Origin of the sequence: Massilia sp. Mn16-1_5 (genome assembly GCF_004798585.1) — a bacterium.
In the GTDB taxonomy this organism is placed as follows: domain Bacteria; phylum Pseudomonadota; class Gammaproteobacteria; order Burkholderiales; family Burkholderiaceae_D; genus Telluria.
Genome location: NZ_PPXQ01000007.1, coordinates 220,038 through 238,114 on the forward strand (window position 1 = coordinate 220,038; position 18,077 = coordinate 238,114).

Annotated in this window: 16 protein-coding genes and 1 tRNA gene; 5 read left to right on the plus strand and 12 right to left on the minus strand. The window is 65.4% G+C overall.

Annotation, left to right across the window (positions count from 1 at the left end):
* Nucleotides 1–3: 3 nt before the first annotated feature.
* Both C2862_RS10625 and C2862_RS10630 read right to left on the minus strand, forming a co-directional pair.
* Nucleotides 4–462 (minus strand): nuclear transport factor 2 family protein, encoded by a 459-nt coding sequence (locus C2862_RS10625; protein WP_136220088.1) that lies wholly within the window; start codon nt 460–462, stop codon nt 4–6.
* 54 nt (nt 463–516) lie between these two features.
* Nucleotides 517–2,823, minus strand: coding sequence for a bifunctional diguanylate cyclase/phosphodiesterase (locus tag C2862_RS10630; protein ID WP_136220089.1), 2,307 nt, complete (start codon nt 2,821–2,823; stop codon nt 517–519).
* 224 nt (nt 2,824–3,047) lie between these two features.
* On the opposite strand from C2862_RS10630, the gene C2862_RS10635 reads away from it, so the two are divergent.
* Nucleotides 3,048–5,981, plus strand: coding sequence for an EAL domain-containing protein (locus C2862_RS10635; RefSeq protein WP_168710040.1), 2,934 nt, complete (start codon nt 3,048–3,050; stop codon nt 5,979–5,981).
* 6 nt (nt 5,982–5,987) lie between these two features.
* On the opposite strand, the gene C2862_RS10640 is transcribed toward C2862_RS10635, so the two are convergent.
* Nucleotides 5,988–6,149: a DUF2256 domain-containing protein gene (locus C2862_RS10640; protein ID WP_136220091.1), complete on the minus strand. Its 162-nt coding sequence runs from the start codon at nt 6,147–6,149 to the stop codon at nt 5,988–5,990.
* A gap of 91 nt (nt 6,150–6,240) precedes the next feature.
* A complete protein-coding gene (locus C2862_RS10645) occupies nt 6,241–7,041 on the minus strand; it encodes a PEP-CTERM sorting domain-containing protein (RefSeq protein WP_136220092.1) in 801 nt (266 codons plus the stop codon).
* Nucleotides 7,042–7,158: 117 nt separating this feature from the next.
* On the opposite strand from C2862_RS10645, the gene C2862_RS10650 reads away from it, so the two are divergent.
* Nucleotides 7,159–7,800, plus strand: a complete 642-nt coding sequence (locus C2862_RS10650) for a hypothetical protein (RefSeq protein ID WP_136220093.1) — start codon at nt 7,159–7,161, stop codon at nt 7,798–7,800.
* Nucleotides 7,801–7,803: 3 nt separating this feature from the next.
* Here C2862_RS10650 and C2862_RS10655 read toward each other — a convergent pair whose 3' ends face one another.
* Nucleotides 7,804–9,615, minus strand: coding sequence for a hypothetical protein (locus tag C2862_RS10655; protein WP_229467375.1), 1,812 nt, complete (start codon nt 9,613–9,615; stop codon nt 7,804–7,806).
* A gap of 223 nt (nt 9,616–9,838) precedes the next feature.
* Between C2862_RS10655 and C2862_RS10660 the strand changes: the two genes are divergently transcribed.
* Nucleotides 9,839–10,414: a cytochrome C gene (locus tag C2862_RS10660; RefSeq protein WP_136220094.1), complete on the plus strand. Its 576-nt coding sequence runs from the start codon at nt 9,839–9,841 to the stop codon at nt 10,412–10,414.
* Here the strand turns inward: C2862_RS10660 and hpaR are convergent.
* On the minus strand, nt 10,385–10,906 hold the full coding sequence (hpaR, locus tag C2862_RS10665) for a homoprotocatechuate degradation operon regulator HpaR (protein ID WP_136220095.1): 522 nt from the start codon (nt 10,904–10,906) through the stop codon (nt 10,385–10,387). The genes C2862_RS10660 and hpaR overlap by 30 nt on opposite strands.
* Nucleotides 10,907–11,069: 163 nt before the next feature.
* Between hpaR and C2862_RS10670 the strand changes: the two genes are divergently transcribed.
* Nucleotides 11,070–12,590, plus strand: a complete 1,521-nt coding sequence (locus C2862_RS10670; protein WP_136220096.1) for an acetyl-CoA hydrolase/transferase family protein — start codon at nt 11,070–11,072, stop codon at nt 12,588–12,590.
* 100 nt (nt 12,591–12,690) lie between these two features.
* Here the strand turns inward: C2862_RS10670 and C2862_RS10675 are convergent, their stop codons facing one another.
* From C2862_RS10675 to C2862_RS10685, 3 genes are all read right to left on the minus strand, one after another.
* A complete protein-coding gene (locus C2862_RS10675) occupies nt 12,691–13,053 on the minus strand; it encodes a DUF3140 domain-containing protein (RefSeq protein ID WP_136220097.1) in 363 nt (120 codons plus the stop codon).
* Nucleotides 13,054–13,227: 174 nt separating this feature from the next.
* A tRNA-Phe gene (locus C2862_RS10680) sits at nt 13,228–13,303 on the minus strand.
* Nucleotides 13,304–13,364: 61 nt separating this feature from the next.
* Nucleotides 13,365–14,360: an AraC family transcriptional regulator gene (locus C2862_RS10685; protein WP_136220098.1), complete on the minus strand. Its 996-nt coding sequence runs from the start codon at nt 14,358–14,360 to the stop codon at nt 13,365–13,367.
* 128 nt (nt 14,361–14,488) lie between these two features.
* Between C2862_RS10685 and C2862_RS10690 the strand changes: the two genes are divergently transcribed.
* On the plus strand, nt 14,489–15,364 hold the full coding sequence (locus C2862_RS10690) for a class I SAM-dependent methyltransferase (RefSeq protein ID WP_136220099.1): 876 nt from the start codon (nt 14,489–14,491) through the stop codon (nt 15,362–15,364).
* 84 nt (nt 15,365–15,448) lie between these two features.
* On the opposite strand, the gene C2862_RS10695 is transcribed toward C2862_RS10690, so the two are convergent.
* From C2862_RS10695 to C2862_RS10705, 3 genes are all read right to left on the minus strand, one after another.
* The gene (locus tag C2862_RS10695; RefSeq protein WP_136220100.1) at nt 15,449–16,933 is read right to left on the minus strand and encodes a PA domain-containing protein; all 1,485 of its coding nucleotides are present in this window, start codon (nt 16,931–16,933) and stop codon (nt 15,449–15,451) included.
* 2 nt (nt 16,934–16,935) lie between these two features.
* Complete coding sequence (locus C2862_RS10700; RefSeq protein WP_136220101.1) at nt 16,936–17,358, minus strand: post-PEP-CTERM-1 domain-containing protein; 423 nt, start codon at nt 17,356–17,358, stop codon at nt 16,936–16,938.
* 66 nt (nt 17,359–17,424) lie between these two features.
* Nucleotides 17,425–18,021, minus strand: a complete 597-nt coding sequence (locus C2862_RS10705; RefSeq protein ID WP_168710041.1) for a choice-of-anchor J family PEP-CTERM protein — start codon at nt 18,019–18,021, stop codon at nt 17,425–17,427.
* Nucleotides 18,022–18,077: the final 56 nt, after the last annotated feature.

The following is an 18,077-nucleotide window of genomic DNA, read 5'->3' on the forward strand; positions in this document are numbered from 1 at the left end:
GACTCAATGCGGTACCGGATCGGCCGCCACTCTCGATCCCGCCCCCAGCGGATAGCACTGGAAGGCCTCCACGGCGACGTGCGCATCCATGAATTCGCGGAAGGCCGCGATGCGCCCGTCGCGGACCGTGAACACGTCCACCCAGTCGCTCTCGAAATCCTGGCCGGTCGCCAGGGCGGTCCAGGAGCCGTGGCCGAGCACGATGACCTTGTCGCCTTGCGCGATGAATTCCTGCGGCACGAAGGCGCGTACTCCCATCACTTCCGAAGCCAGCCGGAAGTACTCGGCAACCTGCTCGGTGCCGTGGCGCTTGCCGGTGAAGGGAAGGGCGGGGACGTCGGGAATTTCCCATTCGATGTCCGGCGACATGCGGGCCAGCACGCCGGCGACGTCGCCGCGCCCGTAGGCGGCGTAGGCTTGCCGGACCAGCTCGACATTCTGCTCATTCTGCTGCGCGCTCATGATTCGCTCCCGTCAAGAGGTGGAACGTTCAGTATGTGCCAGATGCGCCGATGTTCAAGCCTGGTGTGTTGAAGTGGCGTCCTGCAGGGCGGCGATCACCTGCGCCAAAGGCTGCGGCCGCGCGAACAGATAGCCCTGCATGGTCGGGCAGCCGTTGGCGCTGAGGAAGTCGGCCTGGGTGCGCGTCTCGACGCCCTCGGCGACCACGCGCAGGCGCAGGTGGGCGGCCATGGCGAGGATGGAGCGCACGATGGCGGCGCCGTCGGCATCGTCCGGCGTATCGCGGATAAAACTTTTATCGATCTTCAGCTCGTAGAGCGGCATGCGTTTCAGGTAGCCCAGGTTCGAGTAGCCGGTGCCGAAGTCGTCGATCGAGAAACGGATGCCGATCGCGGCCAGCGCATGCATGCGCGCGATGGTGGCTTCGCGGTCCTTGATCAGGAGGCCTTCGGTCAGTTCCAGGATCAGCTGGCCGGCCGGCACGCCGGTCTGCTCCAGCACGGCGCGCACCTGGGCCACGAAATCGGTTTGGCTGAACTGCATCGGACTGACGTTCACCGACAGCGGCAGCGGGTAGCCCGCCTCGTTCAGGCGCAGCCAGGACAGGCAGGCCTGGTGCAGGGCCCATTCGCCCAGCGGCACGATCAGGCCGCTGGCTTCGGCGATCGGGATGAACACGTCCGGCGGCACGAAGCGGCCGTCGGCGCGCTGCCAGCGCATCAGCATCTCGGCGCCGGTCGGCGTGCCGTCGATATCGCACTGCAGCTGCAGGTGCATCTGCAATTCGCCGCGTTCAATGGCGCCGGCCAGATCGCGCTCGAGCGTCAGGCGCTGTTCGGATTCGGTGCGCATCGATGCTTCGAACAGGGCCACGCCGTTGCGGCCGCGCGCCTTGGCGTGGTACATGGCGGTGTCGGCTTCGCGCAGCAGGTCGGCGGCGCTCTGGCCCGGATGCGGCAGCAGGGTCACGCCCAGGCTGGCCGAGGCGTTGTAGCGGTTGCCGTCCACCTCCACCGCGTTTGATAAGGCGTCGCGCAGGCGCTCGGCATGCAGCAGGGCGGCCTGGCGCGCGCTTTCGTGGTCGTGGCCGATGCGCGGCAGCAGGACGACGAATTCGTCGCCGCCGATGCGGGCCACCGAATCGCCTTTCTCTTCCTGCATCAGGGTCGACAGGCGCGCCGCGACGGTGCGCAGCAGGGCGTCGCCGGTCGCATGGCCGCGCGCGTCGTTGACGTATTTAAAATGGTCGAGGTCGATGAAGACGACGGCGCCCCAGCCCTGGCCGGACTGCGCTTCCAGCAGCAGCGCGTCCAGGCGTTCGAGCAAATAGCGCCGGTTCGGCAGCTCGGTCAGCACGTCGTAATAGGCGAGCCGGTGGATGGCGGTGGCCGCCTTCTTGCGTTCGCCGATGTCCCGCGCGACGACGACCCAGTGCGTGTGAACGCCGGCCTCGTCGCGGAAGGGGACGATCTCGATCTCGGTCCAGGCGGGCGCGCCGCTGGCGGTATAGGTCAGGACTTCGGCGCTGGCCGTCTCGCCGCGCCCCATGGCCTCGACCAGGCCGGCCACCACGGCCGGGTCGGAACCGGCGCCGCTGAACATCAGCATGCTGCGTCCGAGCACCGCTTCGCGCGCAAAACCGGTACGGCGGACAAAAGCGTCGTTGGCGAAGATGATCGGCCAGGGAACCTCGGGCGTACCGTCGGTTCCCGCGATCAGCACCATGTCGTTGAGCTGGGCGACGGCGGCGGCGGTGAGGCGCAGTTCCGCATTCAGGCTGTGCAGCGCATCCTTGCCTTCTTCCAGCGACTGCGCCACGCCATGCAGGTGGCCGAGCGAGGACTCCAGCTTTTGCAGCAGCGTGCTGCACGACACCGTGATCAGGGCGCCGATGAAGAAGAAATTGAGTGCGATGGTCCAGGACGGCAGCAGCGCAGCGCCGGCGGCGGCGTGTCCCGTCTTGAGCTCGCCCTCCAGGCTCAGCAGCAGGATCAGCACGGTACTGATCCCGAGCGCGCTCAGTGCCTGACGTCTTCCCAGCAGGACGGCCGCGAACACGGGTGGCCCGATCATGTAGATCTGGGCGACCGGACCGACGTTGACGATCATCCCGGTCGATACGAGGAAGACGATCGCGATGAAGTGGAGGACGCGGGTGTGATACGTCCAATTGCGCAGGCGCCACACGGCGAGCAGCCAGCCGATGGCGACCAGGTCGACCGCGATCAGGGCCCACAGGCCTTCCTCTGCGGCCAACACGATGCTGGGAATGGCCGTGCCGACGCCGAGGACCAGCACGATCGACAGCAGGCGGGAGAAAATGTGGGTGCGCCAATGCGCAATATCGGTGAGGGGCGCCACGCAATGCTTTCGGATTGCCGCAGCATGTAGTTGTCTAACTAGAAAGACAAATTGCTTCAATGCATTACTATAGCCCAATTAAGCGGCATTGTCCTGAGCCTCTCATCTCGGTGTTGCATAACTACATCGTCAATGCACTGACTGCGGAACCAACGCGCAGGATACGAGTCTGAATCTGGATCGGCGTCGATATCTGCATGTCCGCATCGAAGGAGAGGCAGAGCATGAGCCCCGGTGGACGTGACGACACCATCCCGGCCGAACTGGAAAAAACCTGTGCCCAGGAAGCGATTCACCTGCTGGGTACGGTGCAGGCTTACGGCTTCCTGATGGTGGTGGAGGTGGCGAGCGGCTGCATCGTGCAGGTCTCGGCCGGCATCATGCGCCACTGGCCCGGCCTGGCCGATGCCGCGGCGCCGCTCTCCAGGCCACTGTCGGAATGGGTGGCCACTGCGGACGACACCCAGGCGCTCGATCTCGACTCCCTGCCGGCATCGCGTCCGGTGCAGCTGCCCTGGCGTCCGCGTTTTGAGCTGACCCAGCCGCAGGAAGAGCTCGCGGGCCCGGTCTCCCCGCAGTGGGAATGCCTGGGCCACCGCCGCGGCGAGTGGGCGATCATCGAATGGCTGCCCATGCTCGCCAGCCCGGACGAGCAGCAGCGCCAGAACCAGGTCTTCGCCGACTTCGCCGGCGTCATCGGCCGCCTGCGCCGCTCCGAGGACCTCGATGCCTTCTTCCGCGACAGCGTCAGGGTGATCCGGGAAGTCAGCGCCTTCGACCGCGTGATGATCTACCGTTTCCTGTCCGACGGCAGCGGGGAGGTGGTGGCCGAGCACACTGCAAGCGGGTACCAGCAGAAATACCTGGGCCTGCGTTTTCCCGCTTCCGACATTCCCAGCCAGGCGCGCCGGCTGTATCTCACCAATACCTTGCGCGTGCTGGCCGACGTCGAGGCAGCGATGGATGGCCTGGTGCCGCCGCTGCTGCCGAACGGCGAAGCGCTCGACCAGAGCCATTGCATGCTGCGCGGCCTGTCCGAGGTGCACCTGGCCTACCTGCGCAACATGGGCGTGCGCGCCACCTTGACCCTGTCCATCGTCTGCGACGGCAAGCTCTGGGGCCTGATCGCCTGCCACCACCACGCGCCGCGCACGCCGCCGCACCAGATCCGCGACGGCATGCGCCAGATCGCCGAACTGCTGGCGGAAATCGCGAACATGCGCATCGAGGCGCTGTCCCACCTGGAAGCGGTCGGCCACCGCCTGCGCCTGGACCGTTTGCTGAACGGCTTGCACCAGGCCCTGATCCAGGATGGCGACATCACGACCGTGCTCGAGCTCTGGCTGCCGCGCCTGCTCGCGGCCTTCAATGCCAGCACCCTGGGCGTACGTATCGGGACGCTCGCCTGTGTCGGCGGGCCGGGCCGGCGCGAGGGCGGCACCCACCAGATTCTCGACGAGGTCGGCGCCCGGCTCGGCTTGCAGGACCAGGGGCCGGCGGTGCGCATGTGGGACGAGCTGCTGACCTCGAAAAAGCGCGCGCTGATGTTCCTGCCGGAGGCGGCCGGCCTGCTGCTGGCGCAGCGCCACGACGAGGACATCATTTTTTGTTTCCTGGCGCGCGAGGAAGTGGTGCAGCAGGTGCACTGGGGCGGCGAACCGGTCAAGCACCTCGTGTCCCTGCCGGACGGCCGGGTACGGCTGGAGCCGCGCCGCTCATTCACGAAGTGGCAGCAATCGGTGCGCGGCCACTCGGCGCCCTGGCAACAGGCCGAGGCCGACGCGCTGCAGAACCTGCTGCGCATCCTGAGCGAAGTGAACAAGCTGCAGATGAACCGCAAGATGCAGGAAACCCTGCACTGGCGCGCCCACCACGACCACCTGACCGGCCTCTACAACCGGCGTGCCATGGAAGACGAGGTCGCGCGCCGCCTCGAGGACGGCCAGTACAACACGGCCCTGATGCTGCTCGACCTCGATCACTTCAAAAAGATCAATGACACCTACGGCCATGAAACGGGCGACCTGGTACTGCAGCAATTGAGCTTGCGCCTGAAAGCGGTGATGCGCGAATTCGACCTGCTGGCGCGCCTGGGCGGCGACGAGTTCATGCTGCTGCTGCAGATCCCGCACCCGAACGCGGCCACCGCGCTGACCCTGGCCGAGCGCCTGCACCAGGCGGTCGCCACGCCCTTCGATATCAAGGGCCAGCAATTCCGGCTCGGCATTTCGATCGGCATCGCCATCCCGCCGGCCCACGGCCGCAGCGTCAGCGAACTGCTGCGCCACGCCGACCTGGCCCTGTACCAGGCCAAGTCCCTGGGACGCAGCCGCAGTGTCGTGTTCGAGCTGGCGATGGCCGCCAGCCAGCGCGATTACTACCTGCTCGAGCGCGACCTCGACGAGGCCATCGAGCGCAACCAGTTGTCGCTGGTGTTCCAGCCCAAGGTCGACCTCATCAGCCGCAAGGCCGTCGGCCTGGAAGCGCTGGTGCGCTGGAACCATCCGACCCGTGGCGAGAACAGTCCCAGCGCCTTCATCCCGATCGCCGAGCACAGCGACCAGATCATCCGCATCGACCGCTGGGTCATGCGCAACGCCATCGCCGAACAGGCCCAGCGCCACAGCGACGGCTTGCCCAAGCTGCCAATCGCGATCAACCTGTCGATCGCCGACATCCTCTCGCCCAACCTGGTTCCCTATCTGACCGGGCTGCTCGCCGAATACCGGGTGCCGCCGGAGGCGCTGGAAATCGAGGTCACGGAATCCTGTTTCATGCGCCAGCTGGCCGAAACCCGCAACGTGCTGCGCGCCCTGAACGACAGCGGCATTTCGACCTCGCTCGACGACTTCGGCACCGGCTTTTCCTCGCTGAGCTACCTGCGCCAGCTGCCGCTGCAATGCCTCAAGATCGACCAGTCCTTCACCCACAGCATGCTGCAAGATCCGAACGCGGAAAAGCTGACCCAGGCCATCGTGGCAATGGGCAATGCGCTGAAGATGAAGATCGTAGCCGAGGGCGTGGAAACGCGTGAGCAGATGAACTGGCTGCTGGCGCACGGCTGCCACATCGGGCAGGGCTATTACTTCAGCCCGCCGGTGCCGCCGGGGGATCTACAGCAGGTGATCGAGCGGCTGGAAGTGAGGTTGTCGGCCTGAGCGGCTTCAGGCGTCAGGCTTGTCATCCGGTTTGGCGGCGCGCCGGCAGCGTTCGGAACAGTATTTCACCTGCTCCCAGTCGCGCTCCCACTTCTTGCGCCAGCTGAAGGGCAGGGCGCAGTGGGCGCAAGTTTTGGTGGGGAGCTCGGATTTCTTGCGCATCTTCATTGGACGATTGTAGCGCCATCTTCCTGGAGGCCGGCTCGCCGGCAGAAACGCCAACCGGGATGGTCGGCGCTTCTGCTCTGCCACCCTTGCGCTACCGGGGCGTCTTGCGCGCGCGCCGCACCGCCATCATGCCCGCGCTGCCGACGGCGAACAGCAGCCAGGTAGCCGGTAGCGGCACCTCGGTCGGTGGCGGTGGTTCCTCGTCGGCCGTTCCCTGCACCCCCACGGTGAAACCATTCCAGAACTCGTTGGTGAGACTGCGCCAGGTCAGCGTGTCGAATGTACCGGTAAAGCGAATGGAGCCGTGCGGTTCGCCTGTACCGATCAGCCGATATTCGATGTTGCCGTTGCCCAGATCGACCACTTCCTTGGTCACGCCGCCACAACCCCAATAGCCGCAGCTATTGTTGCCGGGTGCGGGTTGCCCGAGGCCGGCGCCGAAACTGAGGATGTCGAAGTCCTGGTTGAGGAAGGCGTAACCGTTGCCGTTCAGGCTGACAAAAGCGAATACCGGATTGACGATCGCCTGCGAGAACGTCAGGGTCTGGTTGCCTGCGAACTGGAGGGCGATGATGTCGCTGTCGGGTGGCGGATTGTCGACCTGGGCGCTGGTGTAGGGCGAGTTCCCTACGGGCGTACGCGGAATCCAATAGTCCGTCCCGCCACTGGACTGGTAGAAGCCGACGCCGGCGGCATTGGTGTACGTGACGCCGACGGTCGAGGTCGAAGTGGTGATGGTGCCCTGGCCGATAAAGCCGGGACCTGGATCGGAGTCGGTGCCGGTCCAGTCGGTCCAGTAGACCGGCGCGGCATGTGCCGCGCCGGCGCTCATCAACAAGCTCAGAACGGGAAGTGCGCGATGCAGGAGTGCGGTAAAGCGTTGCGTAGCCATAGTTCCCCCTAGTTGTGATCGACCGTCGACATGACAGCCGCAGGGAGGCGCTGAGCAAATCCTGTACCAATTATGCTAGCTGCTTGAATTTTAACGAAAAGTTAAGTTTATATATGGATGAGTCGTCAAATTTTCCGACAGGGCGGCCGCACGCCGACATGGGCATATCGCTCGCGCCAGGGCTTGCCGCTGATGATCGAACAGCCCGGCACGGAAGGTACTGTTAAAATTTGCGATGGCTTGTCAATGTCGATTAACAGGAGTACACAAATCCTACGGTTTATTATCAGCGCGGCGCTAGGCCGGCCCAAGTTGGCGATCGCGGCAGTGTTATTGGTGCTGGCGGCTTTGGCCAGCACGATGACCTACACCGGTTACCTTGTCATCGGGGTCCTGGCCGATTATCTCGGTACAAGCCGGTTCGTGGCAGGGCTGCTTCTTGGCGTTCTTCTTGCAAGATTTCCTAAGCTTAGCAACGGTAAGCTGCGCATCGTCGGTCTGTTACCAAAACCTGTCCGCCGGCCGCTCATCGTGGGCTTGCTCGCGCTCTGCTTGCTGCACTTTCTGGTGCAAGGCGACTACGTGCCCGCGGCATTCACAGGTTTCGCGACGGCTTTCCTTCTTGGCTATCCCTGGTTGAGGCGAACGGTTTTCGATCGAACGATAGGCTCTGTCTTCAAGTTCGCTGGCCAACCCCGTCCCCCAAAAAGCACCGACGATATGGTGATCGACGGCGAATTCAGGGAAAAGAAGGATTAAAGGCTACAGCGAAGACAGGGCCGGTCCGTCCGGCTGGCCCAGCCAGGTGTTCGCAAAGCGCTGCCGGGCAGCGGCCAGCGCGGCGGTATCGCCACGGACGCGGTACACCTCCATCAGTCCGCGCAGTGCCCAGCCATTGCTCGGGGTACGTGCCAGCGAGGTGCGGAAGACCTGCTCGGCCTCGCCCAGCTGGCCGGCGCGCAGCAGTGCCACGCCGAGCGACTGGCGTACCGGGTAATACCAGTAAGGCGGTTCCATGTAGGGCAGGGCATCCTGGATCGCCACGGCTTCGCTGTAGGCGGCGATGGCGTCCGGTAGTTTGCCCTGCAGGTCGGCGATGCGGCCGCGCGCCACCGCCCTGGCGGTCCGGACGATCTCGCGTCCCGGTATGGCCCAGTCGCTGAGGGGCTTGAAATCGGCGCTGCGCTCGATGCGGTCGATGGCGGCTACTTCGCGGCTCGCAGCCTCCAGGGCGCCCTTGCGCACGTAGCCGATGGCACGCGCGTAGTGCCACATCGCCTTGACCAGCACGAAGTCGGAGCCGGGATCGGGCAGGGACACCAGCACGTCCGGGCTGCTGAACTGGACGTGGGCGAAATAGGGCGCCGACTTCACCGGTTGCAGGGCGCCGACGGCCTTGACGGCATCGGTGCCGACCGCCCTGTCGAGCTTGGCGGCCGCATCGAGGGCCGTCTTGCCGTCTCCTCCCATCAGCGCGGACACCATCACGAAGTGGATGTTGTGCGGGTAATAGGCGCCGCGGTAAATGGGATCGCTGGCAGAGGCGGAGAAATACTGCTCGTCGATGGCGACCGCTTCCACATTCGACTGCAGCGCTTCCCGGTACATGCCGAGCCGGTAATAGATGTGGGAAGGCATGTGGACGATATGCCCGGCCCCGGGAATCTGGCGCGCCAGCACGCGCGCGGCAGGTAGCGCCTTGTCGGGCTGGGACGAGGCTTCCATGGTGTGGATGTAATAGTGCGCGGCGCCGGGATGGCTGGGGTTGCGCTCGAGGACGCGTTCGAGCGCATCGACCATGTCGGCCGTGCGGTGCTTGGGCTGGGTGCCGGCGGCGGCCCAGTAATCCCAGGGCGCCAGGTCCATCAGCGCTTCGGCGAACAGCACCTGGATGGTGTCGTTGTTGGGAAAGACACGCGCCGCCTCGGTCATGGCGTCGGCAAAGGCCTTGTCGAGCGCGGCCCGCTCCATGCGTGGATCGGCGCTGTAGCGGCGCGCGACGGCCTTGATGAGGGCCTGCTCGGCAGGCGTGGCCTTTTGCGCCAGGCGCATCGCGGTGGAGGCGGCCTGGACGGCCGGTGCCACCGCCTCGGGAAACATCGGCGCGTTGATGTTGGGACCCAGCACCAGCGCTTCGCCCCAGTAGCACATGGCGCAGCTGGGATCGAGTGCCTGCGCGGCACGGAACGCGCGCGCCGCCTCGGCGTGGTTGAACGCAAACGTGAGCCGCATGCCCTGGTCGAAGTAGGCTTGCGCCCTGGGGTTCCTGGTCGTGATCGGCACGTGCAGGGTGCCGAGGTCCTCATACAGTGGCGGCGGCCCGGGCTCGGCCGGCGGTGCCTTGCCGGGCGGCTGCTGGCCCGGCTGGAATGGCCGGGTTTCCGCTTGCGCCAGCACCAGCTTGTCGAGCAGCGGGGGCCGGCCCGCCCATGGCGGTGCGCAGGCGGCGCCAGGGGCGAACAGCGGGTCGAAGGCGACAGGCTTGGTTACGCGCCCGGCCTGCGGGGACGACGCGGCAAGCAGGACGGAGGCTGCCGCGGTGGCAGCGCCAAGCAATACGAATCGCGGTCTCATGATGCTTCCCTCCCGCATCGCCGCCGTGGCGGTCATGCGAACATCGAGCTTGGAGTATAGGTTAGGGCGCCAAGTTTCGTGGGCGGGGACCGCAGCAGCCCCCTTGATTGAGAAACCTCAAACGTCTGCCCAAAGCGCCGGCGATGCCAGTCGCCGCGACTAGACTGAGTAAGCGCCCGTGCGATCGCGCTTGCCGGGCGATTGTCCAGTTGGGGGAAAGAACATGAATAAGCCTTGGAGAAGAAGCCGTCGCGTCTGGCTCGTTGCGGCGCTGATTGGATCGGCGGCAGTGTCGGTCTCGGCAGCCAATTTCTTGCGGGATTTTCTCGACAGCGAGAATCCCGTCAAGCGTGGCTATGCCATCGTTCCGGCCGGTGTCGTGCTGAATCTGGCAGACAAGGATCGCCAGCTGGTCGGGCTGGGCAGCTACGTCGTCAACACGAGCGGCTGCGTCGACTGCCACAGTCATCCAACCTATTCGCCAGGGGGTGACCCGTTCAAGGGCGAGCCGGAACGGCTCAATGCCGAAGAGTACCTGTCCGGCGGCCGCCAGTTCGGGCCGACGATTACGTCGGCCAATATCACCCCCGACAATGCGGGCCGGCCCGCGGGGCTGACGCGCCGGGAGTTCATCCAGATGATGCGCACCGGGCACAATCCCAAGGATCCGCCCGGCACCATCGTGCAGGTCATGCCCTGGCCGGTCTATGGCAAGAAGACCGAGCTGGAGCTGACCGCCATGTATGAATACCTGCGTGCGATCCCGTCTTTACCCGACAATACCCATCCGGGACCCTGAAGGCGCCTGCACGCCATCGGGGGCGGGTACTGTCGCTGGCGGCAATGCCACCCGCTGTACCGGCTTGGCCTGGGCGGCGATGAAGCCTTCGAGCGCGGCCGACAGCGACTCCAGCGCATGCTTGCCGAATGCCTGCTCGAGGTAGCGGTACTGCATTTCGATCAGCGGCGCCATGTCGTCGATCAGCGCATCCCCCTTCGGCGCAAGGCTGACCAGCACGCGGCGCTGGTCGGCTTCGTGGCGGACACGCTGGAGCAGGCCGATTTCCTCCATGCGCGCCAGGATGCCGGCCATGCTGCTGCTGAGGATCTGGCAGAGCGCGCACAGCTCGCGCGGCTCGAGTTGCGCGTGCTCGTCGAGCGCGCGCAGGATGCGCCACTGCTGCTCCGTCAGGCCATAGTGGTTGAGGATGGGACGGAAATGCCCCATCAGCGCGTCGCGCGCATTCAACAGCTGCTGTGGCAAGTTGCGGTGGGTGAAGCGCTTGGCCACGGTGACTCCTGATAGTGGTCGTAATGAATCGGAACAAAAAAGCGGACGCAGGGCGTACAGACACGCCTTGACTTACTCATATGCGAGTGATTTAATCACTCACATGCTAGTGAACTACGCATGACTGCCGTTCCACTTTGACACGAAGGATACAGGATTGACCATGCATGACGAGTACCAGGAGCGCATCCGCCATCCGCTCTTGCGCGAGCGTATCAAGAGTGCCGCCGCTGCGGCGGCGCTGATCGAAGACGGCATGACGGTCGGCATGAGCGGGTTCACGCGGGCCGGTGACGCCAAGGCGGTGCCGCTGGCGCTGGCCGAACGGGCGCGCCATGATCCGCTGCAGATCACCCTGATGACCGGCGCCTCGCTTGGCAGCGACGTCGACAAGGTCCTGACGGAAGCCGGCGTCCTGGCGCGCCGCATGCCTTTCCAGTCCGATGCCACGCTGCGCGCGGCGATCAACCGCGGCGAGGTGATGTTCATGGACCAGCACCTGTCCGAAACCGTCGAACTGCTGCGTACGGGCCAGATCGCCCCGATCGATGTCGCCATCGTCGAAGCCGTCGCCATCCTCGACAGCGGCGCCATCGTCCCGACCACCTCGGTCGGCAACAGCGCCAGCTTCGCGATCCTGGCCGACAAGGTGATCGTCGAGATCAACCTGGCGCAGTCGCCGGCGCTGGAAGGACTGCACGACATCTTCATTCCGAAACACCGTCCGCAGCGCGAGCCGATTCCCTTGATGACACCGCGCGACCGCATCGGCACCAGCGCCATCATGATCCCGCCGGAAAAGATCGCCGCCATCGTCATCACCGAACGCAGCGACAGTGCGTCGACCATCCTGCCGGCCGATGGGGACACGGCGGCGATCGCCGCCCACCTGGTGGCCTTTTTCGAGCGCGAAGTCGCGCTGGGGCGGCTGACCGAGCGCCTGCTGCCGATCCAGGCCGGGATCGGCACCATCGCCAACGCCGTGATGATGGGCTTCATCGACAGTCCGTTCCAGCACCTGAGCATGTATTCCGAGGTGCTGCAGGATTCGACGTTTGATTTGTTCGATGCCGGCAAGCTCGATTTCGCCTCCGGCTCGTCGATCACGCTGTCGGCGGCCAAGGGTGCGCAGGTGTTCGGCGACATCGGCCGCTACAAGGACCGCCTGGTGCTGCGGCCGCAGGAAGTGAGCAATCATCCCGAGGTGGTGCGCCGGCTCGGCATCATCGCGATCAACACCGCGCTCGAGGCCGACATCTACGGCAACGTCAATTCGACCCACGTGGGCGGCACGCACATGATGAACGGCATCGGCGGCTCGGGGGATTTCGCGCGCAATGCCTACCTGGCCGTGTTCGCCACCAAGTCGGTCGCCAAGGGCGGCAAGATTTCCAGCATCGTGCCGATGGTGTCGCACGTCGACCACAACGAGCACGACGTCGATATCATCGTCACCGAAATCGGCCTGGCCGACCTGCGCGGCCTGGCGCCGCGCGAACGCGCACAGGTCATCATCGAGAACTGCGTGGCCGAACCCTACCGCCAGATGCTGCGCGAGTATGTGGCCGAGGCGAACCGGCGTGGCGGCCATACGCCGCACGTGCTGGAGCAGGCCTTGGCCTGGCATGTGCGCTACGGTGCTACCGGCTCGATGCTGCCCGAGCAGGGCATTGAAGCGAGCTGAAGACAAAAACGCCGGTCTGCGAAGGTCGGCGTTTTTGTTTGTACTGCGCAATTCCTGATGGTCCCCCAGCCCGGCACGGTCATCCTCGATGCCGGCAGGCTCATTTCTTCTCTGGATCGTGGCCCCAGTTCATCAATGAATAGCGCCAATCGCTCGATGCCGGATCGCTCCGGGTAGGCCCCTGTGCCAGGTGTCGGTGGATGTACCCGACCACCTTGCGCATGTGCGCGATGTCAGCCGCACTCAGGTCCTGAACATGCCGGTGCAACAGTTCGACGATGCGGCGTCCGGACTGGTGCCCGGTCGATTCGGCATTGCCGTGCTTCTGGCCGACCCGCTTGGAATCGTCGGTGTCGAGCCATTTCTCCAGTTGGGCTGGCGTCATGTTCACCGCCTGCTTGAACTCCGCGACCGTCTGCTGCCTGGCTGCGTCCTCGTCATCGGTGCCTGCTTGTTTTGACATGCGTACTCCAAAGAGCATTGCGATTGGCATCGTCGTACGGCAACCGCAGCCAACCATATCGATCGACCGTACCCATCGTTTTAAAGTATCACGACCCCTGTCTTTCCTGGCGCACCAGAAAACAAAAACGCCGACCTGCGAAGGTCGGCGTTTTTGTTTGTACTACTGAATTCTTGGTGGCCCGGGGCGGAATCGAACCACCGACACAAGGATTTTCAATCCTCTGCTCTACCAACTGAGCTACCAGGCCAAGGCGGAGAATTCTAACACGAAGTGGCGGCTCGTCCATAACTTTTCAGAATGCACGCCGCTCAGCCAGCATGCTGCATGCGCCGCCAGCGCGCCGGCGAGGTGCCGGTTTCGCGTTTGAAGGCGCGGGCGAAGGCCGCTTCCGATTCGTAGCCGACTTCCAGCGCCACCGAGGCGACCGGGGCGCGTCCGCCGCGCAACAGGCCGGCGGCCGCTTCCATGCGCCAGCGCGCCAGGTATTGCATCGGCGGCTGGCCGAGCAGGCGCAGGAAGCGCGCGCAGAAGCTTGATCTCGACAGGCCGGCGGCGCGCGCCAGGTCGTCGATGGTCCAGGGCCGGGCGGGGGAGCGGTGGATCAGCGCCAGTGCGCGTCCGACTTGCCGGTCGCGCAGGCCGGCCAGCCAGCCGGTGCTGCCGGCCGGTAGGCATTCCAGGTAACGGCGCAGGGCGTCGATGAACATGGTTTCGCTGGCGCGCTCGAGCAGGGCGGCCGCGCCCGGCTGGCCGCGGTCGGCGCGCAGGGCCAGTTGCCCCAGTTCGGCGTGCGCGGCGGCGCTGCTGGAGGCCGGCAGATGCAGCAGGCGCGGCAGGGCGTCGAGCAGGGGATTGAAGGGGTGGCGGTCGCAGGACAGGAAACCGCAGACCAGTTCGGTGGCGCCCGGACTGGCCGCTTCGCCCCAGGAGAATTCGTACTGGGAATGAAACACGATCGGGATCGGTTTCGGCGCGTCGCGCGTGGCGGCCACCCAGCCGGGATCGATGCGGGTCGGCTGCAGGTCCGGGTCGTTCGAGAGCACGTGGCCGTCGCCGTGCGGCAGGATGACGACGTCGCCCGGGCGCAGGCGCACCGGCGCCAGGCCGGACACGCAGGCCCAGCCGTCGCCCTTGGCCAGCACGTGGTATTCCATCACATGCTCGGCGTCGGGAAACAGCAGCCGGCCCAGCTCGCGCATCGGCGGCGCTTCCACCGCCCAGACCGCGGGAAAGCTGATCTGGTAGAAGACGGCGCCGCGCAGGCGTACCGAGCGCAACACATCGGAGAGGGTGTCGGTTTCCATGATCGTCAGGACGGCCGGGCAAAGCGCGCCGACGCCTGGTCAAGCACGCCGCGCGCCCACGCACCATACTGAAAATTCGATCTCTCGATTTCTTCGATTTCTCGGTTTGTTATGGGGAGGATGACAGCATGGACAAAACAACGCAATCGGTCCCGGGCGCAGTGCCGGGCTCAGTACAAGGGCGCGGGGCTGCGCAGCCGGACTATGCCGCCATCAAGGCGCGCCAGCAGGCGGCCTGGGCCAGCGGCGACTTCGCCATCATCGGCGTGACCTTGCAGATCGTCGGTGAGACGCTGGCCGAGATGGCCGACATCCGCGCCGGCGAGAGCGTTCTCGATGTCGCAGCCGGCAACGGCAACGCAACCCTTGCCGCAGCACACCACGGTGCCCGCGTCACCTCGACCGACTACGTGCCGGCCCTGCTCGAGAAAGGCAAGACACGCGCCGCCGCCGAGGGGCTGGACATCGCCTTCCAGGTGGCCGACGCCGAAAACCTGCCTTTCGGGGACGGCAGCTTCGACGTGGCAATCTCGACCTACGGCGTGATGTTCGCGCCCGACCATGGGCGCAGTGCAAGCGAGTTGCTGCGCGTGGTGCGCGACGGCGGCCGCATCGCGCTGTCGAGCTGGACGCCGGACAGTTTCATCGGCCAGTTGTTCAAGGTCATCGGCAAGGCCGTGCCGCCGCCGGCCGGGGTGATGTCGCCGCTGCTGTGGGGCACGGAAGCGTATATCGGCGAACTGTTCGGGGATGCGGCGGCCGACATCCGCACGGCGCGCCGCCATTATGCTTTCCGCTACACCTCGGCGGCCCACTGGCTGCAGGTGTTCCGCGATTTCTATGGGCCGGTGAACAAGGCGTTCGGGGCGCTCGACGGCCATGGCCAGGCCTTGCTGGAGCATGACATCCTCGAGCTGCTCGATCGTTTCAATATGGCCGATGGGGCCTCGCTGGTGGTGCCGTCCGAGTACCTGGATGTGGTGATCGTCAAGCGCAGCGCTTGAGCGGGGGAGGGAAATAAAAAGAAAAACCGGGCGGTGGCTTGCGCCGCCCGCCCGGTTGCGATGAAGCTCAGCTTTTAGTGCCGATTACCAGCCCAGGTCCTTCAGCAGCGGCAGGGTCAGGTCCAGCGGCGGCGTGACGGTCAGGGTCAGGTCCGAATTGATGTTCGGTTCCATCAGCAGGTTCGGCGAAGCCGAGACGTCCCAGTGCGACACCGACGAGCCGCCCACCAGCGGGTTCGGGGTGTACAGCAGCGGACGGCCTGCCAGGTCGGCGCCGGCCTTGCGGCTCTGGTCGATCATCAGCGAGGCAACGACCGCGCCTGGCGCGGTGCGCGAGCCGTATGGCTTGGCTTTTTCGACGGCTGCCTTCAGGCGGGTACCGTCATCCAGCGACACGCCGACCGATGGGATCGTCACGCTTGGATCGGAGCCGCCCGGAGCGATGGCGCCCGCGACGTTGTTGACCAGCACCACACCGATCGCACCGGCGTTCTGCGCGTTCTTCACCTTGACGGCGAAGCCGCAGGTGCCACGGCTGATCAGGGCGACCTTGCCTTTGACGGCGGCCGTGTTGGCGGCATTGAACGGTTCGCAGCCAGGACCGGTTTCACCAGCCTGGGCGGTGATGTTCGCCAGCGTGCCCAGCTTGCCGGTGCTCGGCACTGCCGGACCGAAGGCCGATGCGTTGTACGTGATCGTCGGCAGCGTCTCGGCCGGGCTGGTGGCTTTCACCACTGGCAGCGGCTTGAGGATGGCGGCGCCGGCGACGGCGTTCGGGCCGATCCAGGCCAGTTGCAGCGGGTTGATCGCCGACGCCTTGCGCTCGGCCGGGGTCATGTTCAGCCAGGTCTTCTTGGCCGTGTTGTCGTACATGAAGCGTTCCCAGATGCTCGGCAGGCCGTCCGGGGTGTAGGCGGTGTATTCCGCGTTGATGCGGTTACCCGACGAGGTGCTCACGCTCATGACCGAGAAGCCCAGGCCGTGGCCCAGTTCGTGCAGCAGGGTAGCGGCGAAGTTCACGGCGGTGCCGGCCTTGCCGTCCAGGCCCAGGTAGAACGGCGCGCCGTCGAGGCAGCCAGGCTGGCCGAGGCGGGCGTTGAACTGGGTCTTGATGTCGACGTTGCCGTAGCCGGTGCCGTCGTCAGGCTGGCCTGCGCTCAGGTTGGTCTTGGCGATCTTGTTGGCCAGGGCCTGTGGGTACCAGGTGCCTGGTTCGCCGCCCGGGAAGTCGTGCCACAAGTTCCATGCCGAAGCGCTGCCCAGCGTGGCCGAGGTCGAGGTGCAGGTCAGGTTTTCCCAGCCGGCCGAGACGACGATCTCGACGTCGCTCTGCAGGTTCTTTTCCCAGACATCGGCGACGTAACGGTAGACGTTGTAGCGCTGCTGGCCAAGCGTGGTGCCCATGTTGCCGCCCACCGGTGCGACCGGGGTCGTGTCATTGAAGCCGTAGCCGGCCGGGTCGCGGCTCTGGATCTTGATGGTGGCGGCTTCAGCGGCCAGGCAGGTCAGGGCGCAGGCGGCGGCGATCAGCGAGCGAGCGGCGGAACGCGAAAATTGAGTGGTGCGCATGTTTACTCCGTTTCAACCTTGGTGGTGTTATGGACGTGACCGGCAGCAGGTGCGGACTGGTCGGCATTGCTCGACTCGTAGGTCGAGATGCTGCCGTCCGCTTGGCGGACCGCATGTACGGAGTTGGTGAACTCGTCGGTCAGGCGCACGCCGCGGGCGCCGCTCTTGTGGTATTTCTGCTGGAAGGCCTGTGGCGCAGCGCGCAGGGTGCGCACGCGGGCGGTCGACGATTGGGCTTGCGCCTTCAGTGCTTCATGTTCCACGGCGGTGGCGTTACGCAGCTTGCCGGTTTCGGCGTCGCGCACGACGGTCAGCGAATCGCTTTGCACTTCCTGGGCGGTCGCGGTGGTGACGAGGCCCATCAGGGCCAGGGTGATGCCGGCGGCGCACAGCAGGCGCTGGCCGGACTGGTGTTTCTGGGACATGACTATCTCCTGGTATTGGGGTATGCGGAGCGCCTTGCGCTCCGGCTTGCAAAAACCGTGTCGCAATCAGCCGCGCTTGCGGCGGCGCGACATTGCCAGGCCCATTGCGCCGGCCAGCAGGATTGCCGTGGTCGCTGGTTCAGGCACTTCGGCGACTTGCAGGCGGTCGATGCCGACATAGTTGGCGAAGTCGGCAGCGCCGGTGTATTGCAGGGCAAAGCGGGCATTGCCCAGGCCACCGCCGATGTTCGCGGCGTAGCGAACCCAGCCGTCAGTACCGACGGTCACGGGCGAGGCCAGCACGAAGTCGCTCAGGGCCTTGCTGCCGTCGCTGAAGCCGAAGGCGATCTGGTCGCTGTAGCCTTCGGCCGCGGCGGCGCGCAGCCAGAACGAGACGGTTGCGCCATTGATACCGGTGGAGAACTCTGGAGTGATCAGCCAGTTGTCGAGGTTCCCGCCTGCGGCAGCGTTGTTATAGTTGGCGGCGGCGTAGCTGTTGGCCGCGCCGTTCTGGGCACGGAATTGCGTCTGGTCGCCCTGATACCAGCCAGTGGTGCCGGCTGGGGTGCTGGCATTGTTCAGCACCCAGCCCTTGGCGGCCAAACCGCTTACGTCGTCAAAACCTTCATTCAACAATGCACCGGCTTGGGCCGACATAGTCATGCCCGAAATCGCTAATGCAACAAGTGCTTTCTTCATCATCTGATGCGCCTCCAAAG

Bases quoted from the DNA above. Each gene is read 5' to 3' on its own strand.
- C2862_RS10625 (WP_136220088.1), bottom strand. From the start codon at position 462: ATGAGCGCGCAGCAGAATGAGCAGAATGTCGAGCTGGTCCGGCAAGCC.
- C2862_RS10635 (WP_168710040.1), top strand. From the start codon at position 3,048: ATGAGCCCCGGTGGACGTGACGACACCATCCCGGCCGAACTGGAAAAA.
- C2862_RS10640 (WP_136220091.1), bottom strand. From the start codon at position 6,149: ATGAAGATGCGCAAGAAATCCGAGCTCCCCACCAAAACTTGCGCCCAC.
- C2862_RS10645 (WP_136220092.1), bottom strand. From the start codon at position 7,041: ATGGCTACGCAACGCTTTACCGCACTCCTGCATCGCGCACTTCCCGTT.
- C2862_RS10650 (WP_136220093.1), top strand. From the start codon at position 7,159: ATGAGTCGTCAAATTTTCCGACAGGGCGGCCGCACGCCGACATGGGCA.
- C2862_RS10655 (WP_229467375.1), bottom strand. From the start codon at position 9,615: ATGAGACCGCGATTCGTATTGCTTGGCGCTGCCACCGCGGCAGCCTCC.
- C2862_RS10660 (WP_136220094.1), top strand. From the start codon at position 9,839: ATGAATAAGCCTTGGAGAAGAAGCCGTCGCGTCTGGCTCGTTGCGGCG.
- C2862_RS10670 (WP_136220096.1), top strand. From the start codon at position 11,070: ATGCATGACGAGTACCAGGAGCGCATCCGCCATCCGCTCTTGCGCGAG.
- C2862_RS10675 (WP_136220097.1), bottom strand. From the start codon at position 13,053: ATGTCAAAACAAGCAGGCACCGATGACGAGGACGCAGCCAGGCAGCAG.
- C2862_RS10685 (WP_136220098.1), bottom strand. From the start codon at position 14,360: ATGGAAACCGACACCCTCTCCGATGTGTTGCGCTCGGTACGCCTGCGC.
- C2862_RS10690 (WP_136220099.1), top strand. From the start codon at position 14,489: ATGGACAAAACAACGCAATCGGTCCCGGGCGCAGTGCCGGGCTCAGTA.
- C2862_RS10695 (WP_136220100.1), bottom strand. From the start codon at position 16,933: ATGCGCACCACTCAATTTTCGCGTTCCGCCGCTCGCTCGCTGATCGCC.
- C2862_RS10700 (WP_136220101.1), bottom strand. From the start codon at position 17,358: ATGTCCCAGAAACACCAGTCCGGCCAGCGCCTGCTGTGCGCCGCCGGC.
- C2862_RS10705 (WP_168710041.1), bottom strand. From the start codon at position 18,021: ATGACTATGTCGGCCCAAGCCGGTGCATTGTTGAATGAAGGTTTTGAC.